Origin of the sequence: Amycolatopsis sp. BJA-103 (assembly GCF_002849735.1) — a bacterium.
Classification (GTDB): Bacteria; Actinomycetota; Actinomycetes; order Mycobacteriales; family Pseudonocardiaceae; genus Amycolatopsis.
In genome coordinates this window covers 3,737,032-3,761,487 of sequence record NZ_CP017780.1, presented here as the reverse complement: position 1 = coordinate 3,761,487, position 24,456 = coordinate 3,737,032, and the positions used below count along the sequence as shown (strand labels likewise).

General features: G+C 62.8%; 21 protein-coding genes, 1 tRNA gene and 1 pseudogene. 9 read left to right on the top strand and 14 right to left on the bottom strand.

Translation table 11 applies throughout. The features are described 5' to 3' along the window. Positions 1–16 precede the first annotated feature (16 nt). The 6 genes and pseudogenes from BKN51_RS16295 to BKN51_RS44605 form a co-directional block, all read right to left on the bottom strand. Positions 17–1,762, bottom strand: a complete 1,746-nt coding sequence (locus BKN51_RS16295; RefSeq protein ID WP_174720424.1) for a hypothetical protein — start codon at positions 1,760–1,762, stop codon at positions 17–19. Positions 1,763–1,768: 6 nt separating this feature from the next. Further along, complete coding sequence (locus BKN51_RS44965; RefSeq protein WP_442857703.1) at positions 1,769–2,230, bottom strand: SU10 major capsid protein; 462 nt, start codon at positions 2,228–2,230, stop codon at positions 1,769–1,771. Between the two features lie 91 nt (positions 2,231–2,321). Further along, positions 2,322–2,390 (bottom strand): annotated as a pseudogene (locus BKN51_RS44960) (hypothetical protein); the annotation flags it as partial. 59 nt (positions 2,391–2,449) lie between these two features. Then, positions 2,450–3,121 carry a hypothetical protein gene (locus tag BKN51_RS16290; RefSeq protein ID WP_101608469.1) on the bottom strand — a complete coding sequence of 224 codons (672 nt, stop codon included), beginning with the start codon at positions 3,119–3,121 and terminating at the stop codon, positions 2,450–2,452. Positions 3,122–3,582: 461 nt separating this feature from the next. Further along, on the bottom strand, positions 3,583–4,365 hold the full coding sequence (locus tag BKN51_RS44610) for a hypothetical protein (RefSeq protein ID WP_101608468.1): 783 nt from the start codon (positions 4,363–4,365) through the stop codon (positions 3,583–3,585). Beyond that, entirely contained in the window at positions 4,362–5,114 is a 753-nt protein-coding gene (locus BKN51_RS44605; RefSeq protein ID WP_101608467.1) for a phage portal protein, read from the bottom strand. The genes BKN51_RS44610 and BKN51_RS44605 overlap by 4 nt, the downstream gene beginning before the upstream one ends. A gap of 51 nt (positions 5,115–5,165) precedes the next feature. Between BKN51_RS44605 and BKN51_RS43110 the strand changes: the two genes are divergently transcribed. Continuing rightward, a complete protein-coding gene (locus BKN51_RS43110; protein ID WP_146044321.1) occupies positions 5,166–5,804 on the top strand; it encodes a hypothetical protein in 639 nt (212 codons plus the stop codon). Here BKN51_RS43110 and BKN51_RS16275 read toward each other — a convergent pair. Both BKN51_RS16275 and BKN51_RS16270 read right to left on the bottom strand, forming a co-directional pair. Beyond that, on the bottom strand, positions 5,770–7,308 hold the full coding sequence (locus BKN51_RS16275; RefSeq protein WP_233223131.1) for a terminase large subunit: 1,539 nt from the start codon (positions 7,306–7,308) through the stop codon (positions 5,770–5,772). The two genes, BKN51_RS43110 and BKN51_RS16275, sit on opposite strands and share 35 nt — an antisense overlap. 167 nt (positions 7,309–7,475) lie before the next feature. After that, positions 7,476–7,793, bottom strand: coding sequence for a P27 family phage terminase small subunit (locus tag BKN51_RS16270; RefSeq protein ID WP_101608466.1), 318 nt, complete (start codon positions 7,791–7,793; stop codon positions 7,476–7,478). A 387-nt stretch (positions 7,794–8,180) separates the two neighbouring features. On the opposite strand from BKN51_RS16270, the gene BKN51_RS43105 reads away from it, so the two are divergent. Next, positions 8,181–8,354, top strand: coding sequence for a hypothetical protein (locus BKN51_RS43105; RefSeq protein WP_158255759.1), 174 nt, complete (start codon positions 8,181–8,183; stop codon positions 8,352–8,354). Between the two features lie 133 nt (positions 8,355–8,487). Here BKN51_RS43105 and BKN51_RS16265 read toward each other — a convergent pair whose 3' ends face one another. Then, positions 8,488–9,015, bottom strand: coding sequence for a hypothetical protein (locus BKN51_RS16265; RefSeq protein ID WP_233223133.1), 528 nt, complete (start codon positions 9,013–9,015; stop codon positions 8,488–8,490). Positions 9,016–9,552: 537 nt separating this feature from the next. Between BKN51_RS16265 and BKN51_RS16260 the strand changes: the two genes are divergently transcribed. Continuing rightward, a complete protein-coding gene (locus tag BKN51_RS16260; RefSeq protein ID WP_146044322.1) occupies positions 9,553–10,014 on the top strand; it encodes a hypothetical protein in 462 nt (153 codons plus the stop codon). A gap of 86 nt (positions 10,015–10,100) precedes the next feature. On the opposite strand, the gene BKN51_RS16255 is transcribed toward BKN51_RS16260, so the two are convergent. Continuing rightward, entirely contained in the window at positions 10,101–11,132 is a 1,032-nt protein-coding gene (locus tag BKN51_RS16255; protein ID WP_101608464.1) for a tyrosine-type recombinase/integrase, read from the bottom strand. Continuing rightward, positions 11,129–11,596 (bottom strand): hypothetical protein, encoded by a 468-nt coding sequence (locus BKN51_RS16250; RefSeq protein ID WP_233223134.1) that lies wholly within the window; start codon positions 11,594–11,596, stop codon positions 11,129–11,131. The genes BKN51_RS16255 and BKN51_RS16250 overlap by 4 nt, the downstream gene beginning before the upstream one ends. Before the next feature lie 865 nt (positions 11,597–12,461). Between BKN51_RS16250 and BKN51_RS43100 the strand changes: the two genes are divergently transcribed. Then, positions 12,462–16,238 (top strand): NACHT domain-containing protein, encoded by a 3,777-nt coding sequence (locus BKN51_RS43100; protein WP_146044323.1) that lies wholly within the window; start codon positions 12,462–12,464, stop codon positions 16,236–16,238. A 160-nt stretch (positions 16,239–16,398) separates the two neighbouring features. Here BKN51_RS43100 and BKN51_RS16245 read toward each other — a convergent pair whose 3' ends face one another. Then, complete coding sequence (locus tag BKN51_RS16245; RefSeq protein ID WP_102906599.1) at positions 16,399–17,247, bottom strand: helix-turn-helix domain-containing protein; 849 nt, start codon at positions 17,245–17,247, stop codon at positions 16,399–16,401. A 674-nt stretch (positions 17,248–17,921) separates the two neighbouring features. Here BKN51_RS16245 and BKN51_RS16235 point away from each other — a divergent pair. Further along, entirely contained in the window at positions 17,922–19,565 is a 1,644-nt protein-coding gene (locus BKN51_RS16235; protein WP_101608461.1) for a recombinase family protein, read from the top strand. On the opposite strand, the gene BKN51_RS16230 is transcribed toward BKN51_RS16235, so the two are convergent. Next, positions 19,547–19,630: transfer RNA gene (locus BKN51_RS16230), tRNA-Leu, on the bottom strand. The genes BKN51_RS16235 and BKN51_RS16230 overlap by 19 nt on opposite strands. A gap of 263 nt (positions 19,631–19,893) precedes the next feature. Between BKN51_RS16230 and BKN51_RS16225 the strand changes: the two genes are divergently transcribed. Continuing rightward, positions 19,894–20,916, top strand: coding sequence for an LLM class flavin-dependent oxidoreductase (locus tag BKN51_RS16225; protein WP_101608460.1), 1,023 nt, complete (start codon positions 19,894–19,896; stop codon positions 20,914–20,916). A 78-nt stretch (positions 20,917–20,994) separates the two neighbouring features. Next, complete coding sequence (locus tag BKN51_RS16220) at positions 20,995–21,642, top strand: S1 family peptidase (protein ID WP_101608459.1); 648 nt, start codon at positions 20,995–20,997, stop codon at positions 21,640–21,642. Between the two features lie 294 nt (positions 21,643–21,936). Here the strand turns inward: BKN51_RS16220 and BKN51_RS16215 are convergent, their stop codons facing one another. Beyond that, positions 21,937–22,281: a hypothetical protein gene (locus tag BKN51_RS16215; protein WP_101608458.1), complete on the bottom strand. Its 345-nt coding sequence runs from the start codon at positions 22,279–22,281 to the stop codon at positions 21,937–21,939. A gap of 101 nt (positions 22,282–22,382) precedes the next feature. Between BKN51_RS16215 and BKN51_RS16210 the strand changes: the two genes are divergently transcribed. Next, the gene (locus BKN51_RS16210; protein ID WP_101608457.1) at positions 22,383–23,567 is read left to right on the top strand and encodes an acyl-CoA dehydrogenase family protein; all 1,185 of its coding nucleotides are present in this window, start codon (positions 22,383–22,385) and stop codon (positions 23,565–23,567) included. A gap of 23 nt (positions 23,568–23,590) precedes the next feature. Continuing rightward, a complete protein-coding gene (locus BKN51_RS16205; protein WP_168214337.1) occupies positions 23,591–24,430 on the top strand; it encodes an LLM class F420-dependent oxidoreductase in 840 nt (279 codons plus the stop codon). Positions 24,431–24,456 lie beyond the last annotated feature (26 nt).

The following is a 24,456-nucleotide window of genomic DNA, read 5'->3' as shown; positions in this document are numbered from 1 at the left end:
GGCGAGCTGGCGAAGTTCAGGTGGGCTTGCGCACGAGTCCGGTGTAGGCAGCGATGGTGAGGGTGGCTAGAGCCCAGAGGAGTGCTTGCAGTGTCCAGAGCAGATAGGTGAAGGTTTGGCCCCATCCGGTGGCGGTGTCGAGGTCGCAGCGGGCGCGGAGGCCGGTGGCTCCGAGTGGCAGGCCGCGGTCGATGCCAAGGCCGATAAGTTCGGCGGTGGAGCAGGCCGTTCCCGGCTGGGTGCTTGGGATGGTGGGTGATTGGACACGCTCCGCGGCGTAGTGGTGGGGGCGGGTGGTGATGTGGCCCGCGGTGTAGCCGATGGCGCCGGTGAGAATCAGGGTGGCCGCCAGCGCGATGACGAGGCGGTGGGCACGGTAACCGTAACGACCTAGCCATCCCCATAGCCAATGCCGCCACCGTGCTATCGGCTTGCCGAGCGCGTCCGGCGAGCGGTGGCGTAGGTCGTCTTGCTGGGTGATGAGAATGTGGCGAGCGTTGTTGTCGTGCCCAGCCGTTCGTTCGACCGTGGCGAGTTGCTGGTAAGGCTGGGGGCGGTAGTCGACGGTGTGGTGCACGAGAAGGTGCAGCCACTCTCGCCACGAGCCGCCGAGCCGAGGGAATACTAGCCCCTGTACGTCCACTTCGCGCACGTTGTCTGGGCAGGGCTCCTTCCTAATCTCCGACCTGGCCTGCGGGCACACTGCCGCAGCCGACAGGTACAGAGTCCCATCCACTCGTGCTTCATTGAGCAGCAGCACTGGCCCGGATTTATTGGTGAGCTGGACACCTAGTAGTACCGCCTGGCTGCCGATATGAGCGGCAGCCAGTCTCAATGCCCCTAACTCGCCTGCACCGGTGATGGTCGCGTCACGCAGAATCAGGGAGCCGTCAACGCTTATCATGTCGGCAGTCAAACCGGCCCCAGTGTTGTTGGCGACGACGGCACGCGTGCCGTCGAAGGAGCCGACCTGGGCGCTGTGCAGGCGTAGTGCACCGGCGTCACCGGCGCCGGCGACAACGACGTCACGTAGGAAGAGGCCGTTGTCAGCACGTAGGTTTTCGCCGTGCAAAGCGGGGCCGGAGCTATTGGTAACGGTGCTCCCGTCAAGCTCAAGCAAACCATCGATATGCGCGCTGTGTAGGCGCAGCGCACCCGACTCGCCAGCCCCGGTGATGTTGGCATTCAACAGGAAGAGGTTGCTGCCAGTACGGAGCTTCTCGGCGTTCAGGGCGGGGCCGACGTTGCTGGTAATGGTGCTTCGTTCGAGGTTGAGCATGCCATCGACGTGGGCGCTGTGCAGTCGAAGCGCGCCACTATCACTGGTCCCTGTGATCATAGCGAGGTGCAAAAGCAGGTCGCCGTCGCAGCGCAGGCCTTGGGCATTGAGGTTCCTGATCTGGCTTGCGCGGAGAAGGAGCCCGCGTAGGCGTGCGTTAACGCAGGTGATGCCGTCCGGCAGTGCGCACGCGACCAACGAGAGTCGCGTGATCGCGGTGACATCGTTCAAGTCCAGTCGCCCGACCACTCGCATGCCCTCGACAAGCACGCCGCGAGGATCGAGTTCGCCGTGGCGGCCCATCAGCAGCTCCCGAAGTAGCCTCGCCCGCACCCGCAGATGAGGGAAATCGGTCGTTTCGAGTTGCTCGACGCCGATCGAGGGGTCTGGGTGAAACCAGGTTCCTCGACGAGCACAGTGGATTATCGAGTCCTCCGCTGTGCTGAGGTCGCCCAGAACGTGCGGAATCTGCGAGTCGGTCATATCCCGTCAGTCCCTGGCTCCCACGGCATCGTTACTTGCCGACGCCTCCAGTACAGCCGCGCCGTTCGGACACTGCAGCTGTGGGGGAGCCGTCATCGCAAACCTCGACGTCCAGCTGTACGGGAAGTGCGAGGTCGGAGTCGTGGAATAGGAGTTGTCGGTGGGTTCCTGGAAGGTGCCGGTGATGAACCCGGCTTCGACGTCGCGTCCGATCTGGATCAGTTCCTGGCGGGTCTGCCAGTCTATTTCGTTTACGACCGGGTTGGTTCCGCCGATCGACGCGGCGTTCGGGGTTGGCCGAACCGGTCGGGGCGAACATCTGCTGGGTGGCCTGGCGGGTGTAGGTGACGCCGATGGTTCCTGGTGAATCTCCAGGACGTTGCGGTCCGTTCCCCGGACACGCGTGTCCGGGCTGGGCGCGTCCGCGCCTTCGGCCCGCTGCCGGTTGGCGTCCGGGGCGCAGGTCATAGACCTGCCAGGTTTGCACGACGGCATTGGCGCGCTTGCCGCCCGCCGGGCAGGCCACCGATCGCGACAGGAACGGGGTGTCGGTCGGGGTCAGGGCGAACAGTTCGCCCACGAAGTTCGGTGCGTTGTAGGTGTTGGCGATCGCGGCCACACCAGGCATAACGGTCTCCTGAAGGTGTACGGGTGGTGTGCCGCCCATGCGGCCGGAAACAAGCGCGGTTAGCGCTTCTGCGCGGCCTGTTCGGCAAGGCGCTGGTTCTTCAGCGTGATCGCAGTCGCCCAGTCGCCGCGCTTCTCCGCGTCGGCGATCTGCGAGTCATAGCCCGCCGGGCCGGACTGCCGCGCGCCCTGTGACGGTTCGGGCGCTGGCCGGCGAGGGCCGGCCGGTTCACCGATCCGCGCGAGATGCGGTCGGGCGAAGAGAACCGCGGCGAGGTCGGCCGTAATGGTCGCGGTGTCGATCTCGCCGTCGGCGCTGACGTAGCGGTCGCGGTCGTCGAGGTAACGGGGCGCGTCGGTCGGATCCGCCCACCCGGACGCGGCTGCCCGGATCTCCGCGTCCACCGCCCGCCGCCGCAACACGGCCACCTGTTTCTCGGCCACCTCGGCGCGCTGGGCGGCCTTCTCCGCGTCGGTCTGCTGCTCGGCCTCGATCGCGTCGAGCTTCGCCGCCTTGCTCTTGTGGTCCTTGGCGGTCCTCTCGGCCTTGCTCAGCTTGGTCTGTGCCTGCTCGAACAGGGCCTTGTAGTCCACTTCAGCGGCCGGTCCGGTCTCGGTCTGTGTGCCGGTCTGGCCGGTCTCGGGTGGGGCCGCGCCGGTGGCGGGCGGCGCTGGATCCGGCGGGGTCTGCGCGGGCGGGGCGCCGTCGGCGGGAATGCGGGAATCAGTCACTGTCCTGTCCTCGTGCGGTCGTGCGAATGCCATTAAAGGCGCTATGTGAGACACTCGGGGCGTGAACGCCAGGCCGAGACACGCACAGGTTGCGGTGGCGCTTATGGCGAGCTCAATCTGCGCGCAAGTCTTGGCTGGTTTCGACGGCCAAATCACTTGGTGGCAGGCGATCTGCCTGGTGTCAGCGACGACAGCAGGCGGAGCAGGGACCTGGCTTCTTGCACCCCCTGGTTCTAATCAAAAAAAACACTCAGCTTTGACGCTTAAGCGTCAAAGCAGCAAATCAGTAAACCGCCAAGGACCACTCGCTGCCGTCTTCAGCCTTTTAAAAAAGCTTTCTCGCATTTGCTTAGCATGCAAATGATCTCGTTTGTGGCGACTTTTGATTACTCTGCGTACTTGCATGACGCACAGGGGCGCTGACGGCCACTTCCACGGACGTTGTGTAACCGTCGTGGCCGTCACGTGGTCGCCGGTTCGCGGAACCGCACGGCGAGCGTCGGACGCAGCCGCGACCCGGCAAGCACACTCGGCTGCTCCTGCGGCTGCTCGGGCTGGGCCTGCTCCTGGTGATCGGGCAACTCGGCCGGATCACTCTCAAGCTTGGGACCGTCCTCGACGGCGACGTTGCCGCCAGTGCTCCGGTTGTATGACTCCTGGTCCTCGGTCTCCATGTCGCGGATCTGCGCGTCGGAGTAGCCGAGTGACCGGCGGCCGGAGCGGCGCGGCAGCAGCTTGTCCGCCGAGTACAGCTTCACGACGCCGTCGGCCTGTGCGGCGAAGGTCGGGGTGGCGGGATCGGCCCATGGGTTTCCACCCGCAATGCTTCGTCGGGCACTTTGCCGTCGCGCACGTGCAGGATGCGCTGCGCTACACGGTTCCAGCCGCTGCCGAAGGAGCGCTGCCGTCGTTCGGCTGATGTGGCGGGACTCTGACGACCGGATCTCGTCCGCGCTGGCGGGGTTCTCGGTGCTGTAGCCGAGGAAGTGCGGCGGGAGACCAGACAGGCTGGCGACGAGGCGGGCAAGGGTATTGAGCGTGTTGTGGAAGTTCGAGAGGTCTGCTTCGGGGAACTGCCCAACCGCCACCCCATCGTCCTTCGGGGACTTTGAAGACGCCCAGAGAACGCCGGCGACAGCCTCCCACGGAGTGAGCGGGTTTCCCTTGCTGTCAAAGAAATCGTCCTTGTCGAAACCGAGCGCATACCGGCGGGGCATCGCGTGGAACTCCGCGGACACCATCATGTCGGTGGCGATCTTGCAGGCCGTGTCCGACAGTGGGAGGACACTCGCCAGCTCCGAGCGTCCAAGCCGCGGGGGCGCGCTGCGGCGCCCCCCCGTGTGCGGGGCCGGTTCACCAGGGGCACGACGGGCACGACGCCCATGCCGTGCTCGTCGCGGTCGGTCTCTTCCCAGACGCCGCCGCCGTTGTCGGAGGAGTACCAGATGGTTTCGTTCGGCAGGTACGGCGTGGCGTAGGCCTCGGACTGGTCGCCGTCGCCGTCCTCGGAGAACTGCCGCTTCAACGCGGCCCGAACCTCACGGGTACGCGGGTCAATGTCCACATGGACGTCGAACGGGGACTCGACCGTCACCAGCGGCATCGACGGCCGGGCCTCGTCGGTGCCGACGATCGCGAAGGACCGGCCCAGCACCAGCGCGTCGATGTGCGCCTGCTCGGAGTGCAGGCCCAACTCATTCCCTGCCCAGATGTTCCACAACTCCCGATCAGCGGACTGCTCGCCACCGAGCCGGAACCCGGTCACGTCCAGACGCTCATCCAGGGAATCCACGACCAGCTCAGGCCAGTTGATCACGACCTGTCGCACGCGGGTGTCCAGGCGGCGCAGCAGCTCCGGATGCATGTACGACAGCGACTGCTCACCCTCGTAGTACGAATCAAGGGTCTCCAGCTCAGGAATTTGGGCGTCGTGCTGGCGTGTAATTCGTGTAATCCATTGCTCCGACGGCAGAATGTCAGCATTGAGCGGCATCGGCGGTCACCGCTTCCCAACATGTAGTTACGGGCGTCTAAACTGTCATCCATGCAAGGATTGCAGGTGCCCACGTGGTTAGGTGTCTTACTGGTACTAGCCGTGCCGGTTGGAACCGTGTTTGGAGCCTGGTGGGGTCACCGGGCGGCAGCCAGAACCGCAGCAAAGCGAGACGACGCACGATGGGAACGCGAGCGCGACCGCGAGGAGCTGCGTTGGCAACGAGAGCGCGAGCATCTCACGGAGCAGCGGCAACACGAACTTCGCCTCGACTGGCGCGATAGAAAGCTAGGTTCCTACAGCGACTTCCTTGCACACTTTGAGAAAGCACAGCTGACGTTAATCAAGCTATTGGGCAGAAGGGATCTAGATGCCGAATTTGAAAGAAACTTAAGGCGTCAGCTGGACGAAAGCTTAGAAGCATGCGGTACTGCAATAAAGGTTCTGCGGGTGATCGCCGAGCATCACATTCAAAATGAGTGCTCCGAGCTTGTCAGTGACGCGATCAACCTTCTGTGTGAAAAGGACTACGTTCCCCGTGCAACGCTAGAGGTAGTCAATGAGTTGTTGACCGCTCTGGCAAAACGCCGATGGCGCCTGCTTGACGCGATGCGAATAAGTCTAGGAGTCAATGACCCTGACACGCCTCCTATTTTCAACCCAGCACCACCATCCGAGACGACTTCTTAGCTTTTGGCCGCGCAGCCGCCAGCCGGGTACCGCCATGGCGGCGGTGGGTACCGCGTCGATGCGTTTGCCGGTTTTCCCGCGTAGGGGCTTGTCGGGTCGGATGAGGTCTGGTTCTCCGGGTGGATGGCGTACCTCCACCGAGTCGAAGCAGAACGACGCCACGGGACGCCCGTGGTGTGACCATGAGCGTGAGCGGGTTCAGGGTCATGAGTTCGGTCATGCCGTGGGTCATTCCGCGGAACGTCTGCGGGACCGGGTACATGGGCACTCGCGTGACGCGTTCCAGGCGTTGGCGGACGGGTTCGCCGCTCCACTCGTCGTAGTTGATGTCGGCGACCCGCAGCGCGGCGCAGTCTGCGGCGATGTCGGCCTCGATGACCTCGTAGTCGATGACCTCGCCGGGGGTGGTGGTGATCCAGCCCTGGTCGACCCATTGGGAGACGCGGTGGTCGGTGTGCTCGCCGAGGAAGTCCACTCCGGATTCGGGCAGCCAGAACCGCCAGAGCGCCGAGACGTGGCCGTCGATGCCGTCTGGCACGATCAGGCACCAGGCCGTCAGGTCCAGCTTGGACGCGAGGTCCAGGCCGCCCCACGCTGGCCGGCGAGTAACCAGCTCCCGCAGGCGTGCGGGTTCGGGGAACTCGGTTCCGGTGCACGCGGTGTAGAGGTGCATGGGTATCCACCGCGTGGACTGCGCCACCCACTGATTCAGCCGGTACTGCCGGAAGCTGTTCTCCCGTGCCGGATCGTTGCGCGCTTCGAGCGCTTCTTCCCGCAGCGCGGCCAGCGAGAGGAAGTCCCCCAAGGCCGGGTTGGCGTAGTACCAGTTCGCTTCGTCCCAGGGGTCCGCGTCGGCGGGCAGGTTGCGCAGGTAGACGAACCGGTGCGGGGCGCGGGGCGGGTCTTCGGCGATCTTCACGCACTCGTCGTGCTCGGACTTCGCGAACGAGGTGGGGTCGTTGCCCGCCGTCGTGGCCGCGAGCAGCAGCGGCTGTACACGGGTGCCCATGCCGGTGCGCAGCGCGGCCCACAGGTCACCGTTGGGCTGGGTCAGGACCTCGTCGAAGATCACGCAGGACGGGTTCGTGCCGAGGTTGCCCAGCGCGTCGGCCGCGACAACCTGGTAGACCGAGTTGGTCTTTTCGTCCACGATCCGGGAGGCGTGCTCGACCACCCGCAGCCGCTTCGACAGCACCGGCGACAGGGCGACCATGCGGGCGGTGACGTTGAACACCAGCCGCGCCAGGTCCTTCTCACGGGCGGCGCCGTAGACCTCGGCGGACTCGACCCCGTCCCCGACGAGCATGTACAGCGCGACGAACGCCAGCAGCTTGGACATACCGTTCTTCCGCGCCAGCTCGATCCAGCCGGACCGGTAGCGGCGGACGTAGGTCTGCCACTCCGGATCCCACCGGACCTCGCCGAACAGCGGCCGGACGATGTCGTCGCGCTGCCAGCCGGCGAGGATGAACAAGGTCCGTGCCCACCGGTCTTTGGTGTGCACGCAGATCTCTTCGGCGAACGCCTGCGCATGATCGGCGCGCTGATGGCAGAGGTGGTCGCCGCGTTGGCGGCAGGCACGTCGGTCGAAGGACCAGCCGCACACCGTAAGCTGCGGAGACTTCGACGTGCCGGTCTTGAAAACTGGGTTTCCGTGTACGGGAAAGGGGTTCAGGAGAGGAGGCGGCCCGCGTCGCCCGAGGTCCCGCCATCGGCGCTCACCTCGGACTTGATCGACTGCCGGTCCGAGGACGTCAGCCCGAACCGCGCAGCGAACGTCAGGAACGTGCGCTCGGAATCGGCCTGCACCTTCAACGCCGGATTCGGCACCAAGCCCCCACCGCCGGGAACCAGCAGCGCCGAGCCGTTCACCAGCGCGGTCGCCACGGCATAGCGGGCCAGAGCCTCGCATGGCACGCCGAACGCGTCGACGTCCCACGCGGTCAGGATCTTGCGGGTAATCATGCTCGGCGCGAGCCGATCCCAGATCTCTTGACCTCTATCCGATAGTCACTCTGGCGGCGCTATCTCCACCACTGGAGGCACTGGCTCGGCGTCGTTGATTCGGTCTTTCCTGTCGCCATGCAGGACGCGTAATGACGTAGGTTTCGTTGCGGGGCCACGCTTTCCCATGATCGCCTCCGCCGCAATGATGACTTCAGTTGACAAAACGAGTCGATAGGACTCGAAAAGCCTTTCGTGTCAACTGAAATCAGCATTCGATAGATGTCATAGACGCCCATAGGTCGGAACGTAGACCCGGCGTGGTTATACCCAAGCCGGGCAAGCTACGCTTCCGCTCGATCACTCCACTTGTTCCGCTATTCCCGATCTCCGGGGGGTCGGGACCGGCCTCCGCAAGAGGAAGGAACACGAGTGAGTGATAGTAAGAAAGGTGGTGACGTCGGCGACGTCTCCGGGGACGATTCTCCGGAGCGTGACCCCGGCCGGGAAACGAAGCCCGACCGGCGTCACGTCCTCATCTGGGTGATCCAGCTCTTAGCGACGCTGGCTGCCCTAGCCCACGAAGTTTCGAAGCTGCTGGGCTAGGCAGAGGGCGCGTCCGGCTTCGGTCGGGCGCGCTCGTCACTCCTTCGGCGTGAGTTTGTCTAGTTACTGGTAGACAAACCTGATCGCCGGTCGGAGCGTACCTGTCGCTAACACTTAATGGTCAAGGGCCCCGCTAGCTGACGCGCTGGACGCCTTGCCCTTGCCCTTCGCCTTGGGTGCGGCGGTGGCCTTCTCGCGGGCGGCACCGCGCTTCTTGGCTGCGGCGGTCTGTCGCTTGCGTGGAGGCATGCAGTTCACCCCTCTCCGCGTGGTCGGGTTCGGGCATCGTGATGCCGAGCAGTTCCGCGGTGGCGTAGCCGTCGAGGTACTTGTCTCCGATGACGACGAGACCGGCGGCAGTGAGGAAGGCGTCTTTGTCGTCCTGGCTTTTGAAGCAGACGCAGAACCAGTACTCGCTTTCGGTTGCGAGCTGCATCCGTTCCAGCTCGCGGGCGGTGTGTTCGCGGAAGCCGCGGTGCAGGGCGTCGAGCTCGGCGCGTGCGTCGTCCTCTTCGTCACCCGTGTGCTTGATGCCGGCGAGTGGATCGGGGTCCGGCTCGGCCGTGAGCAGGGGCAGCATGTCGTCGTTGGACTTTATTCCGGACGTGGACGGCGACATTTTGAGCAGCGTGACATTGGGGTCGTCAGCGGGTGAGGTCATGGCGCAGCAACTTCAGTTCGGCGAGAGAGCCAGCCCAGGACTGGGGTGTAGTCCTCGGGTTCGTGGCGGCTCAGTGGTTCGATGAACCGGTGGTCCGAACCGCCGAAGGAGCGGCCGTACCACTCGTAATGGACCGACAGCGGATAGCCGCGCTGGGTGAGTGCGGCCCGGATGGTCGACGCCGTGTGCATGCACGCGAGCACTGCCGCATCGATGATCCGTAGCAGCACGGCCTGGCAAGACGGGAGCAAAGAGGAGGAAGGTGTGTTGACACCGGTTTGGCGTGGTTGTCAAGCGAAACGTGGCGGATGACGAGAGTAGCCTTTCCTTTGAGGCGTTCGAATGTGTTTGGACGCTGGTTGCGGTGACCGTCAGGTTTCGGCAGGCTAGGTAGTGTTGGTCGTGCCCTCCCAGGCGAAGGATCTGGGATGTGTGATGGCTGCATTTCGTTCGTGTGATTCCGGTGTTCGGCGGGACGACGGCGTGGCCGGTGGGCTTCCGTCGGTTCAGCTCGGGCGAGTGTCTGAGGCTGTTCCGGTGGGTGACAGGATCGTGGCGTCGTTGCTGATGCCTGTCAGAGGTTCTGGTCGCCGGGACGTTGTTCCTCCGCCGTTGGCTGAGCTCGGTGCGTTGGTCGAGAGTGGTTCGGTCGGTTTCAGTCTTGTCCGGATCGATGACACGGGCACTGTGGCCGCTAAGGCTGCCCTGTCCCAGCTGGATTGGTGTGCTGGCCAGTCGATCCGGTTCGAGGTGTCCGCTGGTCTTCTGGTGGTGGCACGCGCGGGTGAGGACGCGACCGCGCGCATTCCGTCGAAGATGGGTGTGGTGCTGCCCGCGCGTTTGCGGTCGCGGTGCCGGATGAGGACGGGGGAGCAGGTGTTGCTGGCGTCGTTGATCGAGCATGATCTGCTGGTGGTGTATCCCCAGCACGTCCTGCACGCGATGGTCACGGGTTTTCACCAGTCGCTGCTCCGTAGCCGTGATCCGCGGGGCGAATGACAGCCGCTGGAGGTGGTGCTGCCAGGCGTGATCCGTGTCCGTCAGCACCACCTCCGGCACCTTGGTGCCGCTCGGGTGAGCTTGGGCTAGACGGCGAGTGGGTGTGGTTCGCCGGTGAGTGCGGCGGCGACTTCGGTGATGTCGGCTTTGACGTAGCTGGTGGTGGTGAGGTCGCTGCCGGTGTCGGCGTGTCCGGCGTAGGCGCGGGCTACCCCGATGCCGAAGTTGCGTTCGACCCAGGTCAGGGTGGTGTGCCGGAGCCAGTGGGCGCTGACCTGCAGGGCCCGGGCCCATTCGAGTTCGGCGTGAACGCGGCGGAAGATGTAGTCGTAACGGCGTTTGGTGATGGGATTGCCGTTGGCGTAGCGCAGGAGCTGATCGCCGGGGTCGCCGCTGCCACGCTCGTCGCCGTGGGCGAGGAGGTGGCGCATCAGGGTGGGGGAGACGGGTTGCCAGCGTTCGGTCCCGCCTTTTTCCCGGAGCAGGATGACGCATTGCCGGCGGTCGAGGTCACGGCGGCGCAGCGCGAGCGCCCCGCCGCGGCGGCAGGCGGTTTCCTCGTGCAGACGGCAGAGGAGTGCGTCGAGTTCGGGGTCGTCGCCGGTGCTGGCGACGACGTCGTTGAGTTCCGACAGTTGCGCGTTGGGCAGGGCGCGGCGGGTGGAGGCGTTGCGCCGTGGTTTGGTGACCCTGCGGGCGGGGTTGCGGTGCTGATCGATCCGGCCGTCGTTCTCCAGGTGTTTGTAGAGGCAGCGGATCGCGGCGATGAAGTTCTCGGCGGCGTTGCGGCCGCCGCGGGAGTTGCGGCGGACCACGGCGGTGGTGCGGGCGATCTCGGATTGGGCTTTGATCTCGCTGGCGGTGATCGTGTCCATGGGCCGCTCGCCCCACACCGCGTCGGCTTTCGCCCAGTACGAGCCGTAGGAGGCGGCGGTGCTGGGCGAGAGGAGCGCGGCGACGACGGGGATCCATTCCCGGATGGTCGGCATGGGTCGTGGCCGCGACGCCTCGTCCCCGGGCGGTGGGCCGGCGGCGAGGAGTTCGGCGGGGTCGACGCCGAGCCGGTTCAGCAGCAGGCGGGCTGTTTCGAGGTCCTGCGGGCTGGCGGAGGTGGTCATGACGCCTCCTCAGTGGCGAGCGTGGCATGGAAGGTACGGAGCATCGCCTGCACGACGGATCCGGGGTGGACGACGAGAACGTCGTGCTCGGCGTCGGCGACCAGGAGCATCCGGGCTCCCGCGTCGACGCCGCAGGCCCTGCGGACGGTCGCGGGCAGGCAGACATAGGGCTTGCGGGGCATGACGAACACGCCGTCGGCACGCCGGTGGATCACCACCGTGGTTTTGACGAGCGTGATCAGCAGCCGGTCACCGGTGTTCCAGCCCAGTGCCGCGACCGCGCCCCGGTCCTGCAGGCGACCGCCGGCGTCGAGCACCGCGATCGACAACCGCGGACCACCGGTCGTGTCCAGTGTGCGCAGGGAGGGAAGTTCCAGCGGAACCGGGGCCGAGAGCGGCGGCCTGGCCCGCGCGGAAGAGGGGACTGTGCCGGGCAGAGAGACCGACGAGATCGGTCGGGTCACGACACACCTCCCCGGACTACCGCACGCGGGGAGGGCGCGACCATGATCAGTCTAGACGAACTGAGCGGGCCGGGAACGCAAGAAAGACCCGCCGTAGCGGGCCAATTACTCTGTGCTGTGGGAGATCCACCATGCAACTGTGTCCGAGGGGCGAGTTGCACACTATCCACACGGCTTGTGATGGCTGCCTGATTAGCAGAACGTGCCAGTTGAGTTGGTTCTGTTGTCGAAACCTGGCAGCCCTGACATGGCGGTCATCTGCGTAGCTCAGTTGAGGCTCGTTGCCGTGGTCCGCGCTGAAGCCGACCGTGACCCCCTTGTCGAAGCGCCGGTTCACGATTAGGTAACGTGTTGTGACTACTTGTTACGCTGAGCCGGGGTTCCACGACTGGGGGTAGGAGTAGAGCCGTTGGAGGCTCTACTCTCGTCTTCAGTAGTCCTCGGAGCTGAGCAGGTGGAATGAATGCGTCGCTGGCAGGGTTCGCGCGCCGATTGTTCAACTTACTCAGACGTGTGCAACCACTGAAGGTTATCCCAGTCCAGTTGGAGAGTCTCTACCTGCGAGAGGCCGTGAAAATTCTTCTCGCCGACGTGTCTGCACATCCCGTAGCGCAAGCGTTGGTATCGAACTCGCTGTCTCGAACCGAGCCGAGTTCGGCGTGGATGAACCCTGACCCTATCGACTTCGACAAGGTCGGCGAGGTTCCCGGCAGCCTAACGTCGCTAAATGATTATAGTGCCCGCTGCTTCAGTGCTAGACGCTTTTATCGACAGACGAGAAGGATTTCTTGATAAGGATATGTCGCGGATGCTCATCAAGAAGACTACCTAGTCCGTATTTGTGGGATATGCAAAGGATTTCGATATGTCATTCGATTCGGAACCCGGCACTCAGCGGGGCGTCACCTATGGGTATGAATTGTTGCTTGACGAGCATTTTCAGCATCTAGTGCAAGCGCTCCTAGTTAAGGAGTACCCTGGGTTGCAATGTCTGCCCGTAGGAATGCCTGATGGCGGCCGAGATGGGTTCACGCTTGCGCACAATAATACAAGTGGCGTCGTTCTGCAAGTAAAATTTTCGAGAAACCCATCGAAAATCGAAGACCCGTTCAAATGGGTTATTGATACCATTGCCAACGAAGTGCCGAAGTTAAAGCAGCTTGAAGCTCGCGGTATGAGTAAGTACATTTTTGTTAGCAACGTTCCTGGGACTTCTCATCTAGATTCCGGGACGATTGATAAAGTGAACAATTACCTTAACAGTCACATTTCTGGGCAAGGTCAGTGCCTGTGGCGGGATGACCTTGATCGACGATTGGATGGAAGTTACGATCTGAAGCTCCGATTTCCGCACATTCTGAATGGTCCAGATTTCTTGAGACTCTTGTGGGAGTCGTCTGGCAATGAGACGGTATCGCGTCGTCGAGGCGCAGTCGAAGCCTACTTGCGTGATCAGTACTTGACCGACGAGAATCTTCGGTTCAAGCAAGTTGAGATGCTTACTACAAAGCTTTTCGACCTGTATATCGACGTACCAATTCGCCCACTGGTAGAAGCTGACCGCCTGACCGATAAGCGGCCATATGAAGCGCGGCGTACATCTATTGCCGAGGATATCGCCCTGGCGGTCGAGGCGAGAGCAAACGGACCACGACGCCGTGCGGCTGATTCGCGGGGTAGGCAAAGTATTCAATGGCCAGGTGCGGCCCAGCTTATTTGTGATCAAGTCCAGTCTGCTGCCATTAGAAAACTGGTGATCGAAGGAGCGCCCGGACAAGGAAAGACCACGCTTACGCAATATCTTGCACAAATACAACGTGCAAGGTTTCTGAAAAAGAACGATGAACTTGAACGTCTGCCCAGTTGTCACACAAATGGTCCCGTATTACTTCCACTAAAAATTGAGTTGAGAGATCTTTCGCGATGGCTCAATGGGCGCGACCCATGGGATTCTGATGACTCCGCAGTTCATGCAGAGATTCCCTCGCTGGAATCGGCGTTAGCTGCGCATATCCGACGATATTCTGGGGGATCCAGCTTCAGTGTTGACGACCTGCGAGCACTTCTTGCCGTAACTCCATGTCTGATCATGCTTGATGCGCTAGATGAAGTGGCAGACCTTACGGATCGCAAGAAGGTAGTGGCGGAAATAGAGGCAGCTTCAGAGCGACTTCAAGTCCCCGGCGCCGACATTATAGTCTTGATTACAAGCCGACCTACGGCAATATCTAGCGCGCCGAAGATCGATCGAACAAAGTTCGTACACTATAACCTGCAGCCAATCCGAACCGTGCTTGCACTTGAGTATGCCAATCAGTGGTCTGCTGCTCGCGGACTTCTTACGCGAGACGCGAATGAGTTACAAAAGATTCTCCGGAATAAGCTTGAGTCTACTCATATGGCAGAACTTGCCAAGAATACAATGCAGCTGACTATCCTGCTGAGTCTTGTACTGTCTAGAGGGAGCAGTCTTCCAGACAAGAGAACAGAGCTATATACTTCTTATCTGGAACTGTTTCTGAGTAGAGAGTCTGACAAAAGCGAAGACGTGCGAGACAATAGGCCGCTAATACTCGACCTGCATGGATATCTTGCTTACTATCTGCACGCTCGTGCAGAAGAACAGAGATCAACTGGTCGAATTGGAAGCGACGAACTTCGTAAGTTAGTTGGCTCATATCTACAACTCGAAGGTCACGATCCTGAACTCACTCAAAGACTCTTTGATGCACTAGTCCAGCGAGTTGTTGCGATTGTTTCACGCGTCGAAGGGACTTTTGAGTTTGAAGTCCAGCCCATTCGTGAGTATTTCGCCGCAAGGCATTTATACACTACGGCACCCTACTCTCCTCCGGGACGAGAGCGAAAAGGCACTAAGCCGGATCGTTTCGACGGAATCGCACCAAATCCTTACTGGATGAACGTTACTAGGTTTTATGCTGGGTTTTTTTCAAAGGGCGAGATCATGGATCTTGCACATCGCGTATGCAATCTAATCGTATCGACTGATGCTGAACTAGATTTCTACCCACGTCGACTTGCGTTGGCATTGCTGCAAGACTGGGTTTTTGCACAGGTTCCATCGACTGTAAAAATGGTCGTAGAGAGACTTCTGGATGATGCCGGCATTATTTGGGCGGCAAACCTTCATACAGGCCGGTATTTGGCGAATGATGTAGGCGAGTTCCAGCTCTGGCCAGGTGGGGGCGGCGCCGAATATGCTAGTCAGCTTATATGGAATCGTATTATCGCCGATAGCGCGAATGACTGGGCTTATATATGGTGCTCACTGATTCAAGCCGTAGATGTCACGCCCAAGATTCATCAAAAATGGTCTGAGCACTATAGAACACTGAAGTCGACTAAGAATCGAACAAGGTGGGCGCAGATTGCTGATCATCTTAGAGTGACCTCGTCGCTCACCGCCATTGAGTATTCGTCGACTCTTCAGGTTGGAACATCCAAACAACTCGGAGAACGTGCGTTAGCTCTCCGAGGGGCAGAAGATCACTTTAATTTCTTGCCCAGGGAAGAACAGAATCTGTTTGTTCAGAGCATTCTCGGGTTAGGAAGTTCCAGACCTCTTGAGATTGTGTCGAGATCGAGCGGCCTGAGTGGCCTACTTGCAGTGACGCATCCGCAGGCCTGGATAATGTATGGACTAAGAGATCGCTGGCATGAAGCCATGCGCGCTAGCGTGAACAATGATAAACTCATGCCTTTTAATGACTTGCTGCAAAAGATGGCTCTCGCCTACAGTCAGCATTCAAATCGCGAGCTTGAGCCATGGGAGAGAATGGTAACGTTATTAGAGTCTCAATTTAGTCGCAACTTGTCGTCCATACAGATTAGCGCTTTGGCGGCAGGAATTGTTTCAAAAGATGAGCGTGGCCAGGGTGCTCATCACTTAATTGACGATGAATTGGTGTCTTTGCCTAGGCGTTTTCGTTATGCACGCATTCGAGGCGGCAAGGAATCTTGGTGGATCCAACAGTTCGATCGGATTACCTCAAGTTTGGACGCTCAAATCTGGTCTTTAGCACTCGTTTATTGGTCGTCATCTGATCTCATTATCCGCCTGGCTAGGAATCTCGATCGCGCGATCGCTCTAATTCCTGCCGAGGCTAGAGATAAATTCGTCGGAGGAATTCTGACAGCTCCTTTTCCTCGTCGTCGGGAAAGCGTGCTAATCGATTCGATTCCGTCAAGCGACCGACTTTCGTATAGTACCCTCATGGCACTAGGAGAGCGAGCGTCTGATCGGCTTACCGCAGACCTCTGTCTTCGCCTTTCATCTGGTTTGCCAAAAAGGCAGATTGCCGCATTTGTATTGCCTCGAATCGTGGATCGGGTTATTCGCGGCAAGTTGGACAATGAATCTTTTAAGATACTGCAAGATTGCATGGATGCTGGCGAGCCATACATGATGTTTGAAAGATATGGGCACCATGTTTACGGGCAGGATGATCCGGGCGTGGAGATTCTCCGGTCGGCACTTCGCCAGGGAGGAAAATATCCACCTTCGCTGACCGGCGTGGCGTTTTCGCTTCATAGGAGAAGTTCAACGAGTAGGGCAATTTCTGTTGACAAGATAGCTACTCGCGAGGAGTGGTTCAGCGTCAAGGAGGGTGATGTTGAGTGAGAACGCGGACTGAGATCACTTATGTTTTATGCTAAGTCTGACCCCCTAATGTGCTATGCGCTTTAAAGCAAGGGTTCTATCCAGGTTTAGGGCTACTGGGTTGAGCGACGTGCGTAGACAGAAGTGGCCGCTAGCATCGCAAAGCAGAGCTCGCCTGGGATTAGTTTCTTGGGCGGCTGACTTGCGCGTCGAGCTTAGTCAGGTTGCTGGTGAGCCAGTCGCGGGTTTTCTGATGAGTGAGGGCCTGACTGGCGATGCGCTCGAGTTGGCGTACGTAAAAAGCGATGTTGTGGTCGTCTTCAAGGAAGAGGCTTGTGGTGGGTTGTTGGTGATGGACTACTGGTTGGTGCTGATTGTGTCGATAGAGAGTGAATCCGGCGTGGATGTCGGTTAAGTCGGAGGTTGCAGGAACGACATGGATGTGGTGTCGAGCTAACGAAGACACGATCAGCAGGTGCAGTATTTGCTCGTGCTTGAGTGTGGGGTATCTGGATGATTCGAGCAGTGCAGTTTCGTGCAAGTAGACGGTTAAAGAATCCGGAATCGTGAGTAAGGTTGGCCTGGCAAGTCGCGTACGCACGGCGGTGTCGAGAGCGGGACCGTCCTCGTATCCGTTTCTGGTGAGGGTTTCGCGGATGTACGGTTCGATCTGGAGTTGCCGCGGGATGTCTACACGGTTGTAGATCGTGATGGAATGACTGCCGGTGTCGAGCATGGTGATGAGTGGAACGTCGTCGGGGAAGCCTGCGGGGTGGCTCCTGACTTGGTAGCCGTCGTCGGGACGGCGGTCGAGGGCAACGAGGTCGTCGAGTTCCTGTGGGGTGGTTTTCGCTCGGGCGAGGTAGATGGCGATGTTGCCGGCTTGGTAGCTGCGTAGGCCGCTCTCCAGGCGCGAGATCGTGGAGGCTGGCCAGCCGAGCATGCGGCTCATGTCGGTTGCGAGGTAGCCGGCGCGCATACGGATCCGGCGCAGTTCTGCACCCAGTTCCCTCTGCTTTGCCGTAGACAACTGGGGCCGCTTTTCGATTTCACCAGTTCCTGCTCAGGGTGTCGTGGCGAATGCCGTGCTGGACATGGGGACAGATCGGCCGTCTCGCGAGGCACGTGCCGCCGAAGGCGTTGTGACAGGTGAAAGTAGCAATGACCTGCGGGAACGCCTCGTGTGACGATTGGATCGGCTGGCTTTGAAGCCGTCACGCCCGCCACGTATCGCCGTTGGGGGCGTGTCTTTGGAGAGACAGCGGCTTCAGGTGTCACATCGGTGAACTGGGCCGGCGCGCTGCGCAGCGACGAGGTCTACGGCTCGGCTAGCGACTCGCTGGAACGCGGTCACGTGACTGGTAAGTCGCTCGAAGCCAAGTTCGGTGAGACGTAGCAGGCTTCGATGCCCTTCGTGTCGAGCCAGGTACCCGGCCGCGAGCAGCCTGTCGGTATGAGGGGTGAGGACTCGTGAGCTGACGCGAAGGCGCGTCGCAAGAGCGCTCTCTTCCTGCCACCTGACGTCAGTGAGAAGACACAGCACGAACAGCCGGATCGGCAGGAGCAGAAGTGGGTCAAGCTCAAGCTGGAAGACGGGGATCGAGGCGTCGGTTAGCGATGTCATGACTTGCCGCGGGGTAGCTCGGTAGCGCAGAGAACGGCGCTCAAAGTCGGAAGCCCGCGGGTTCGAGTGGCGTTCAGCAAGTGCCGCGCACACGGCCTCCGAGCATCGGCTCCAGGAGAAGGTCGGAAGAGCTGGCGCAAACGCGACGGCTTGCGGAGCCGCTGGGCGGTCGGATCGTGGCCGAGTACTTCGACGTGGGTCAGTCGCGGTCAGTGCCGTGGGAGCGGAGGACCGAAGCGTCGCGTCTGCTCGCCGAGCTGAAGAACCCGCGCCGGACGTGGAACGCCCTGGTCGTCGGTGAGGGCACCCGGTGCTGGTTCGGCAACCAGTTCTCGCTCATCGCTCCGCGGTTCGCCGCGTACGGCGTGGACTTGTGGGTGCCAGAGCTGGGAGGGAAGTTCGATCCCCGGAATCCGTCGCACAAGATGCTGATGAGCGTGCTCGGCGGCATGAGCGAGTCGGAGCGGCAGCACGTTCAGGCGCGCGTCCGGGCGGCGATGGACGCACAGGTCGTCAACGAAGGGCGTCACCAGGGTGGCCGCGCCCCGTACGGGTACGTGGTCGTAGATGGCGGGCCACACCCGAACCCGCGGAAAGCGGCCGAGGGGTTCCGGCTGCGTCTGCTCGCGCTCGACGAGCCTGGCGCCGAGGTGGTTCGTCGTATATTTGCCGAGTATCTCGACGGGAGCGGCGATCGCGCGATCGCGAACATGCTGAATCTCGAAGGAATCCCGTGCCCGTCGGCGAAACGGCCAGATCAGAATCAGCATCGGTTAGCGGACGGCTGGCAGGCAAGCACGGTTCGAGCGATTCTGGAGAATCCGCGGTACACCGGCTACGCGATCTTCGGTCGCTGGGCCAAGCACGAGATGTTGCTGGATCCCGACGACGTAGCAGCCGGCCACGTGGTCCGCTTTCGGCGCGCCTCTCCGGACCGCGTGGTGCGGTCGAGGAGTCAGGCTCATCCAAAGATCGTGTCTGTCGAGACGTTCACGCAAGCTCAGTTGCTCCGTCGCTCGAAGGCGAGCGGCGGCCTAGTGACCGCGCGGAAGGCGGAGCGAGGCGCTCGCAGCACAGCGCGGACCTACCTTCTGCGCGGACTGATCCGTTGCGGAGTTTGCCACCGGAAGATGCAGGGCGCGACCATTCGGAAAGGTGCGTACTACCGCTGTACGGCGCGGACAATGGCTCCCGGCTCGGCGATGCTCGCCGACCACCCGAAGACCGTGAATCTGCGTGAAAGCACGGTGGTCGAAGCGCTCAACGGCTGGATCGGGCGGCTGTTCGCGCCTGACAATGTCGACCAGACCGTTGCGGCGCTACTTGACTCCGCTGGCGGGAACACCGGAACTGCGCATGAGGCAGCTCGGCGCCGACTGTCGGACGCGGAGGCGCGACTTCGCCGGTTCCAGGAAGCTATCGGGGCAGGGGTGGATCCCACGGCCGTCGTCGATGCCATGAACCAGGCACACGCGGAGCGAGTTGCGGCGAAGGCCGAGCTGGACGGAGCGCCTGCGAGCCGGAGAGTCACGGACGGAGAGATCTACGCGATGATCGATTCGCTCGGTGACGTCGGAGCAATGCTCGCCGATGCGAAGCCAGCTGGGCTGGCCCGGCTCTACCAGCGGTTGAATCTGGAGTTACGCTACGAACCAAAAGAGCTGGCCATCTATGCGATGACCAGCCCCGGTGTAGATACTGCGTGTGTCCGAGGGGGGACTTGAACCCCCACGTCCGTTAAGGACACTAGCACCTCAAGCTAGCGCGTCTGCCATTCCGCCACTCGGACTTGCTGATGAGAAGAGACTATACGTCACCGGAGAGGCCCGAATCAGGGGGGTCCGTATCGTCACGGAGACGCACCTTGAGATCATGATCGGTTACCGTCCGACAGATTCTCGACTCCGTCCTGGGTGGTCATCGTGTGTGAGTCCCCAGGTCAGCGACCATAAATTCGATATGTGAGTAGAAGGTAACCTGGAGTGACGGTCGACGGGAGTGAGCCGTCGATACCGAGGGAATCAAACCCGGTCACCCAGCGCTTACACGTCCGTGAAGAAGATTGGTTTCCTCTCGTTCGGCCACTGGTCGGCGAGCGCGCACTCCGAGACCCGGTCCGCCGCCGACTTCCTGCATCAGTCGATCGACCTGGCCGTCGCCGCCGAGGAGCTCGGCGTGGACGGCGCGTACTTCCGCGTACATCACTTCGCGCGGCAGGCCGGGAGTCCGTTCCCATTGCTTTCGGCGATCGGTGCCCGGACCTCGAAGATCGAGATCGGTACCGGCGTGATCGACATGCGGTACGAGAACCCGATGTACATGGCCGAGGAGGCGGGCGCCGCCGACCTCATTTCCGGCGGCAGGCTCCAGCTCGGTGTCAGCCGGGGATCCCCGGAGCAGGTGATCGACGGCTGGCGGTACTTCGGGTACGGGCCGGCGGAGGGGGAGACGGCCGCGGACATGGCCCGGCAGCGCACCGAGGTCTTCCTGAAGCTGCTTGACGGGGAGGGCTTCGCGCAGCCGAACCCGCGCCCGATGTTCGCGAATCCGCCCGGGCTGCTTCGGCTCGAGCCGTACTCCGAGGGGTTGCGGGAGCGCATCTGGTGGGGTTCCAGCTCCAACGCGACCGGTGTGTGGGCCGCGAAGCTGGGCATGAACCTGCAGAGCTCCACGCTCAAGGACGACGAGACGGGTGAGCCGCTGCACGTCCAGCAGCGCAAGCAGATCGAGGCCTACCGCGAGGCCTGGAAGGAAGCCGGTCACGCGCACGAGCCGCGGGTGTCGGTCAGCCGCAGCATTTTCGCGCTGACCAACGACCGCGACCGTGCCTACTTCGGCCGCGACCGCGAATCGCGTGACCAGGTCGGCATGATCGACGAGACGACCAGGGCGATCTTCGGGCGTTCCTATGCCGCCGAGCCGGACGAGCTGGTGCGCGAACTCAAGGCCGACGAGGCGATCCAGGCCGCGGACACCCTGCTGCTGACCATCCCGAATCAGCTCGGGGTCGAGTACAACGCGCACGTGCTCGAGAGCATCCTCACGCACGTGGCGCCGGAGCTCGGCTGGCGCTGAGAATGCGCGATTCGGCCGATGGGCAGGGGTGCCGGGCCTGATTAGGATCAGGGCATCCCCTGGCCATCGGAGGGTCACATGAGACTGCTCGGCCTGGTTCTGGTCTTCTGCCTCGCTTTGCCGCCCACCGCGCAAGCGGCCGCTCCCGCCGCGCTCGGTGGCGGGAGCGTGCTGCAATCCGGTGCCTCGTCCCGGTGTACCGCCGGGTTCGCCGCGGTCTCGGGCAACGTCGGCTACCTGATCGCGAGTTCCGCTTGCGGCAGGCCTGGCGACACCATCCGCAGCGCGGGTCGCGTGGTCGGGGTGGTCGCGGCGGCCCAGATCCCGCCGACCGGCGCGATCGTCATCCGCGTGACCAATACGACCGACTGGCGGCTGGTCGCGTCGATCCCGCCCGTCGACAGCCGGGTGACGATCGGCGGCGCGGTCGAGGCGCCGGTCGGCGCCTCGGTGTGCAAGTACGGGTCGACCACCGGCTGGCGGTGCGGGACCATCCTGGCGAAGAACGTGTCGATCACCTTCCCCGAAGGTACTTTGACCGGTTTGACCCGCACCTCCGTCTGCGCCGAGCCCGGCGACAACGGCGGGCCGTTCGTCAGCGGGACGCAGGCGCAGGGGGTGCTGATCGGCGGCAGCGGCAACTGCTCTTCCGGCGGTTCCACCTACTTCCTCCCGGTCAACCGTGTCCTGTCCGCCTACCGGCTGACGATCCTCGCCGGGACCTAGAACGGCAGGATCCGCGGATACGGGGGAGGGGAGTGCAGCGCGAACGCGGGGGCGGTCGTGACCCGGGTTTCGCATGCCCGGCCCGGTTCACGAACAGCTGACGGAGGTTCCGCCGTTCACCGGCTCGTTCGGCGTAGGCGCGTTCGTGGGCCGCGGGCGCGACGCCGTCCGCGACGGTGTGCATGGTCAGCACCGGGAACGGGGTGCGTCCCAGGGATAGCCCGAATTGGGCGAGATAGGCGACCGCGGCGAGGTCGGGACGATCCGGTCCGGCTCCGGATAGGCCAGCGAGTACTAGTTGAAGATCACTGAGCGCAGAAGGAGCCTGTCGGAACCACGGCCACCGTGGGGGCGGAGCGAAAAGTAGGAGTCGCTCTTGCAGTCGTCGTCCAGGAACACCACTGCCCGTGAATCGGTGTCGTTGCGCGGACGGAACGCGTCGACGTCCCAGTCGGCTATTTCGGGGATTTCGATGCATTCGCCGCTGGGCGGATCGACCAGGATGCCGATCTGGATCTCTTCGTCCGCGTCGTAGTAACGGTAGGTGAATTCCCCTTCGGCCGCGGACGCCACCGCCGGAATCGAAAAACACAGGGCGGCGGCACTGGCGACGGCGAGAAAAGCGGTACGGGTGCGCATGAGACGACGGTAGGGCGATGATCAAGTTCTCCGATAGATCTCCCGGCCAGGTCCACCCGAGGGAGTGGACCGATCCACGCCGGTGATCGATAGTGAGGGGCATGTACACCGGCAATCCCGACGTCCCTGACGACGTCTTCGCGGACGTCCTCGGCCAGATCAACGACTTCGTGCGCACCCGCGTGATGCCTCGTGAGCTCGAGATCATGAACATGGACGCGATCCCGGCCGACCTGCGGGCGCAGGCTGCGGAGATGGGGCTGTTCGGCTACGCGATCCCGCAGGAGTGGGGCGGCCTCGGGCTCGACCTGGTCCAGGACGTCGAGGTGGCGATGGCGCTGGGGTACACGTCCCTGGCGCTACGGTCGATGTTCGGCACGAACAACGGCATCGCAGGGCAGGTCCTGGTCGGATTCGGCACCGAGGAGCAGCAGGCCAGGTGGCTGCCCGGCATCGCGTCCGGTGACGTCGTGGCGTCCTTCGCGCTCACCGAGCCGGGTGCCGGGTCCAACCCGGCCGGACTGCGGACCAGCGCGAAGCCGGACGGCGACGGCTGGATCCTCGACGGCGGCAAGCAGTTCATCACCAACGCCACCGAGGCCGGGTTGTTCGTGGTGTTCGCCCGCGTCCGGCCCGCGTCCGAATCCGGGACCGGGATCGCGGTGTTCCTCGTACCCGCCGACGCGCCGGGGATCCAGGTCGGCGCGAAGGACGCGAAGATGGGGCAGGAGGGTTCGCGGACCGCGGACGTCACGTTCTCGCAGGTCCGGGTGGGTCCGGAGGCGCTGGTCGGCGGGGATGGCGACGTCGGCTACAAGGCAGCGATGACGTCGCTGGCCCGTGGTCGGATCCACATGGCGGGTCTCGCGGTCGGGGCCGCGCAGCGGGCGCTCGACGAGTCGGTGTCCTACGCGGCGACGGCGACCCAGGGCGGCACGCCGATCGGGGATTTCCAGCTGGTGCAGGCGATGCTCGCCGATCAGCAGACCGGCGTCCTCGCCGGACGTGCGCTCGCCCGTGAGGCCGCCCGGCTCTACGTGACCGGTGAGGATCGCCGGATCGCGCCGTCGGCGGCGAAGCTGTTCTGCACCGAGATGGCGGGCAAGGCCGCGGATCTCGCGGTGCAGGTCCACGGCGGCAGCGGCTATATGCGCGAGGTCCCGGTCGAGCGTATTTACCGCGACGTCCGGCTCATGCGGCTTTACGAAGGAACCAGCGAGATCCAGCGCTTGATCATCGGCGGCGGCCTGGTGCGGGCCGCGAAGAAAGCGGGCGCTCCTGGATGAACTCCAGGTTTACGATCAAGATCATGCGATTCGCCATCAAAACCTCACCCCAGGACACCGTTTGGTCCGACATGCTCGCCGTTTGGCAGGCCGCGGACGAGATCGAACTCTTCGAATCCGGCTGGACCTTCGATCACTTCTACCCCATTTTTTCGGATTCGACCGGTCCGTGCCTGGAAGGGTGGGTGACCCTCACCGCGCTCGCGCAGGCCACGAAACGGCTCCGGCTGGGCACGCTGGTCAGCGGGATCCATTATCGCCACCCCGCGCTGCTCGCGAACATGGCCGCGACGCTCGACATCGTTTCCGGCGGCCGCCTGGAGATCGGGATCGGCGCGGGCTGGAACGAAGAGGAATCCGGCGCGTACGGCATGGAGCTCGGCACGGTCAAAGCGCGGAGCGACCGGTTCGAGGAGGGCTGTGAGGTCCTCGTCGGGCTGCTGACCCAGGAGACCACCACGTTCCAGGGCGAGCACTACCAGCTGACCGACGCCCGCTGTGAACCGAAGGGCGTGCAGAAGCCGCATCCGCCCATCTGCATCGGTGGCAGCGGCGAGAAGCGGACCCTGCGCACGGCCGCGAAGTACGCCCAGCACTGGAATTTCGTCGGCGGCACGCCGGAGGAGTTCGCGCACAAGCGCGAGGTGCTGCACCGTCACTGCGCGGACATCGGCCGGGACCCGGGCGAGATCACCTTGTCCTCGCACGTCCGGCTCGGTGCGGACGGTGACTACGCCAAGGTCGCCGGGGAAGCCGAAGCCCTCGGCGAGGCCGGGCTCGACCTGGCGATCATCTACCTGCCGCCGCCGCACACCCCCGCGGTTCTGGAGCCGCTGGCGAAGGCGCTCGAACCGCTGCGCTGACGGCCGGGGCGGCCTCTCCGCGCGGA

Coding starts and splice junctions, on each gene's coding strand:
- BKN51_RS16265 (WP_233223133.1), bottom strand. CDS start 9,015: ATGACCTCACCCGCTGACGACCCCAATGTCACGCTGCTCAAAATGTCG.
- BKN51_RS16210 (WP_101608457.1), top strand. CDS start 22,383: ATGTACACCGGCAATCCCGACGTCCCTGACGACGTCTTCGCGGACGTC.
- BKN51_RS16220 (WP_101608459.1), top strand. CDS start 20,995: ATGAGACTGCTCGGCCTGGTTCTGGTCTTCTGCCTCGCTTTGCCGCCC.
- BKN51_RS44610 (WP_101608468.1), bottom strand. CDS start 4,365: ATGATGGTGTCCGCGGAGTTCCACGCGATGCCCCGCCGGTATGCGCTC.
- BKN51_RS43100 (WP_146044323.1), top strand. CDS start 12,462: ATGTCATTCGATTCGGAACCCGGCACTCAGCGGGGCGTCACCTATGGG.
- BKN51_RS16205 (WP_168214337.1), top strand. CDS start 23,591: ATGCGATTCGCCATCAAAACCTCACCCCAGGACACCGTTTGGTCCGAC.
- BKN51_RS44965 (WP_442857703.1), bottom strand. CDS start 2,230: ATGACCTGCGCCCCGGACGCCAACCGGCAGCGGGCCGAAGGCGCGGAC.
- BKN51_RS16215 (WP_101608458.1), bottom strand. CDS start 22,281: ATGCGCACCCGTACCGCTTTTCTCGCCGTCGCCAGTGCCGCCGCCCTG.
- BKN51_RS43110 (WP_146044321.1), top strand. CDS start 5,166: ATGCAAGGATTGCAGGTGCCCACGTGGTTAGGTGTCTTACTGGTACTA.
- BKN51_RS16295 (WP_174720424.1), bottom strand. CDS start 1,762: ATGACCGACTCGCAGATTCCGCACGTTCTGGGCGACCTCAGCACAGCG.
- BKN51_RS44605 (WP_101608467.1), bottom strand. CDS start 5,114: ATGCCGCTCAATGCTGACATTCTGCCGTCGGAGCAATGGATTACACGA.
- BKN51_RS16255 (WP_101608464.1), bottom strand. CDS start 11,132: ATGACCACCTCCGCCAGCCCGCAGGACCTCGAAACAGCCCGCCTGCTG.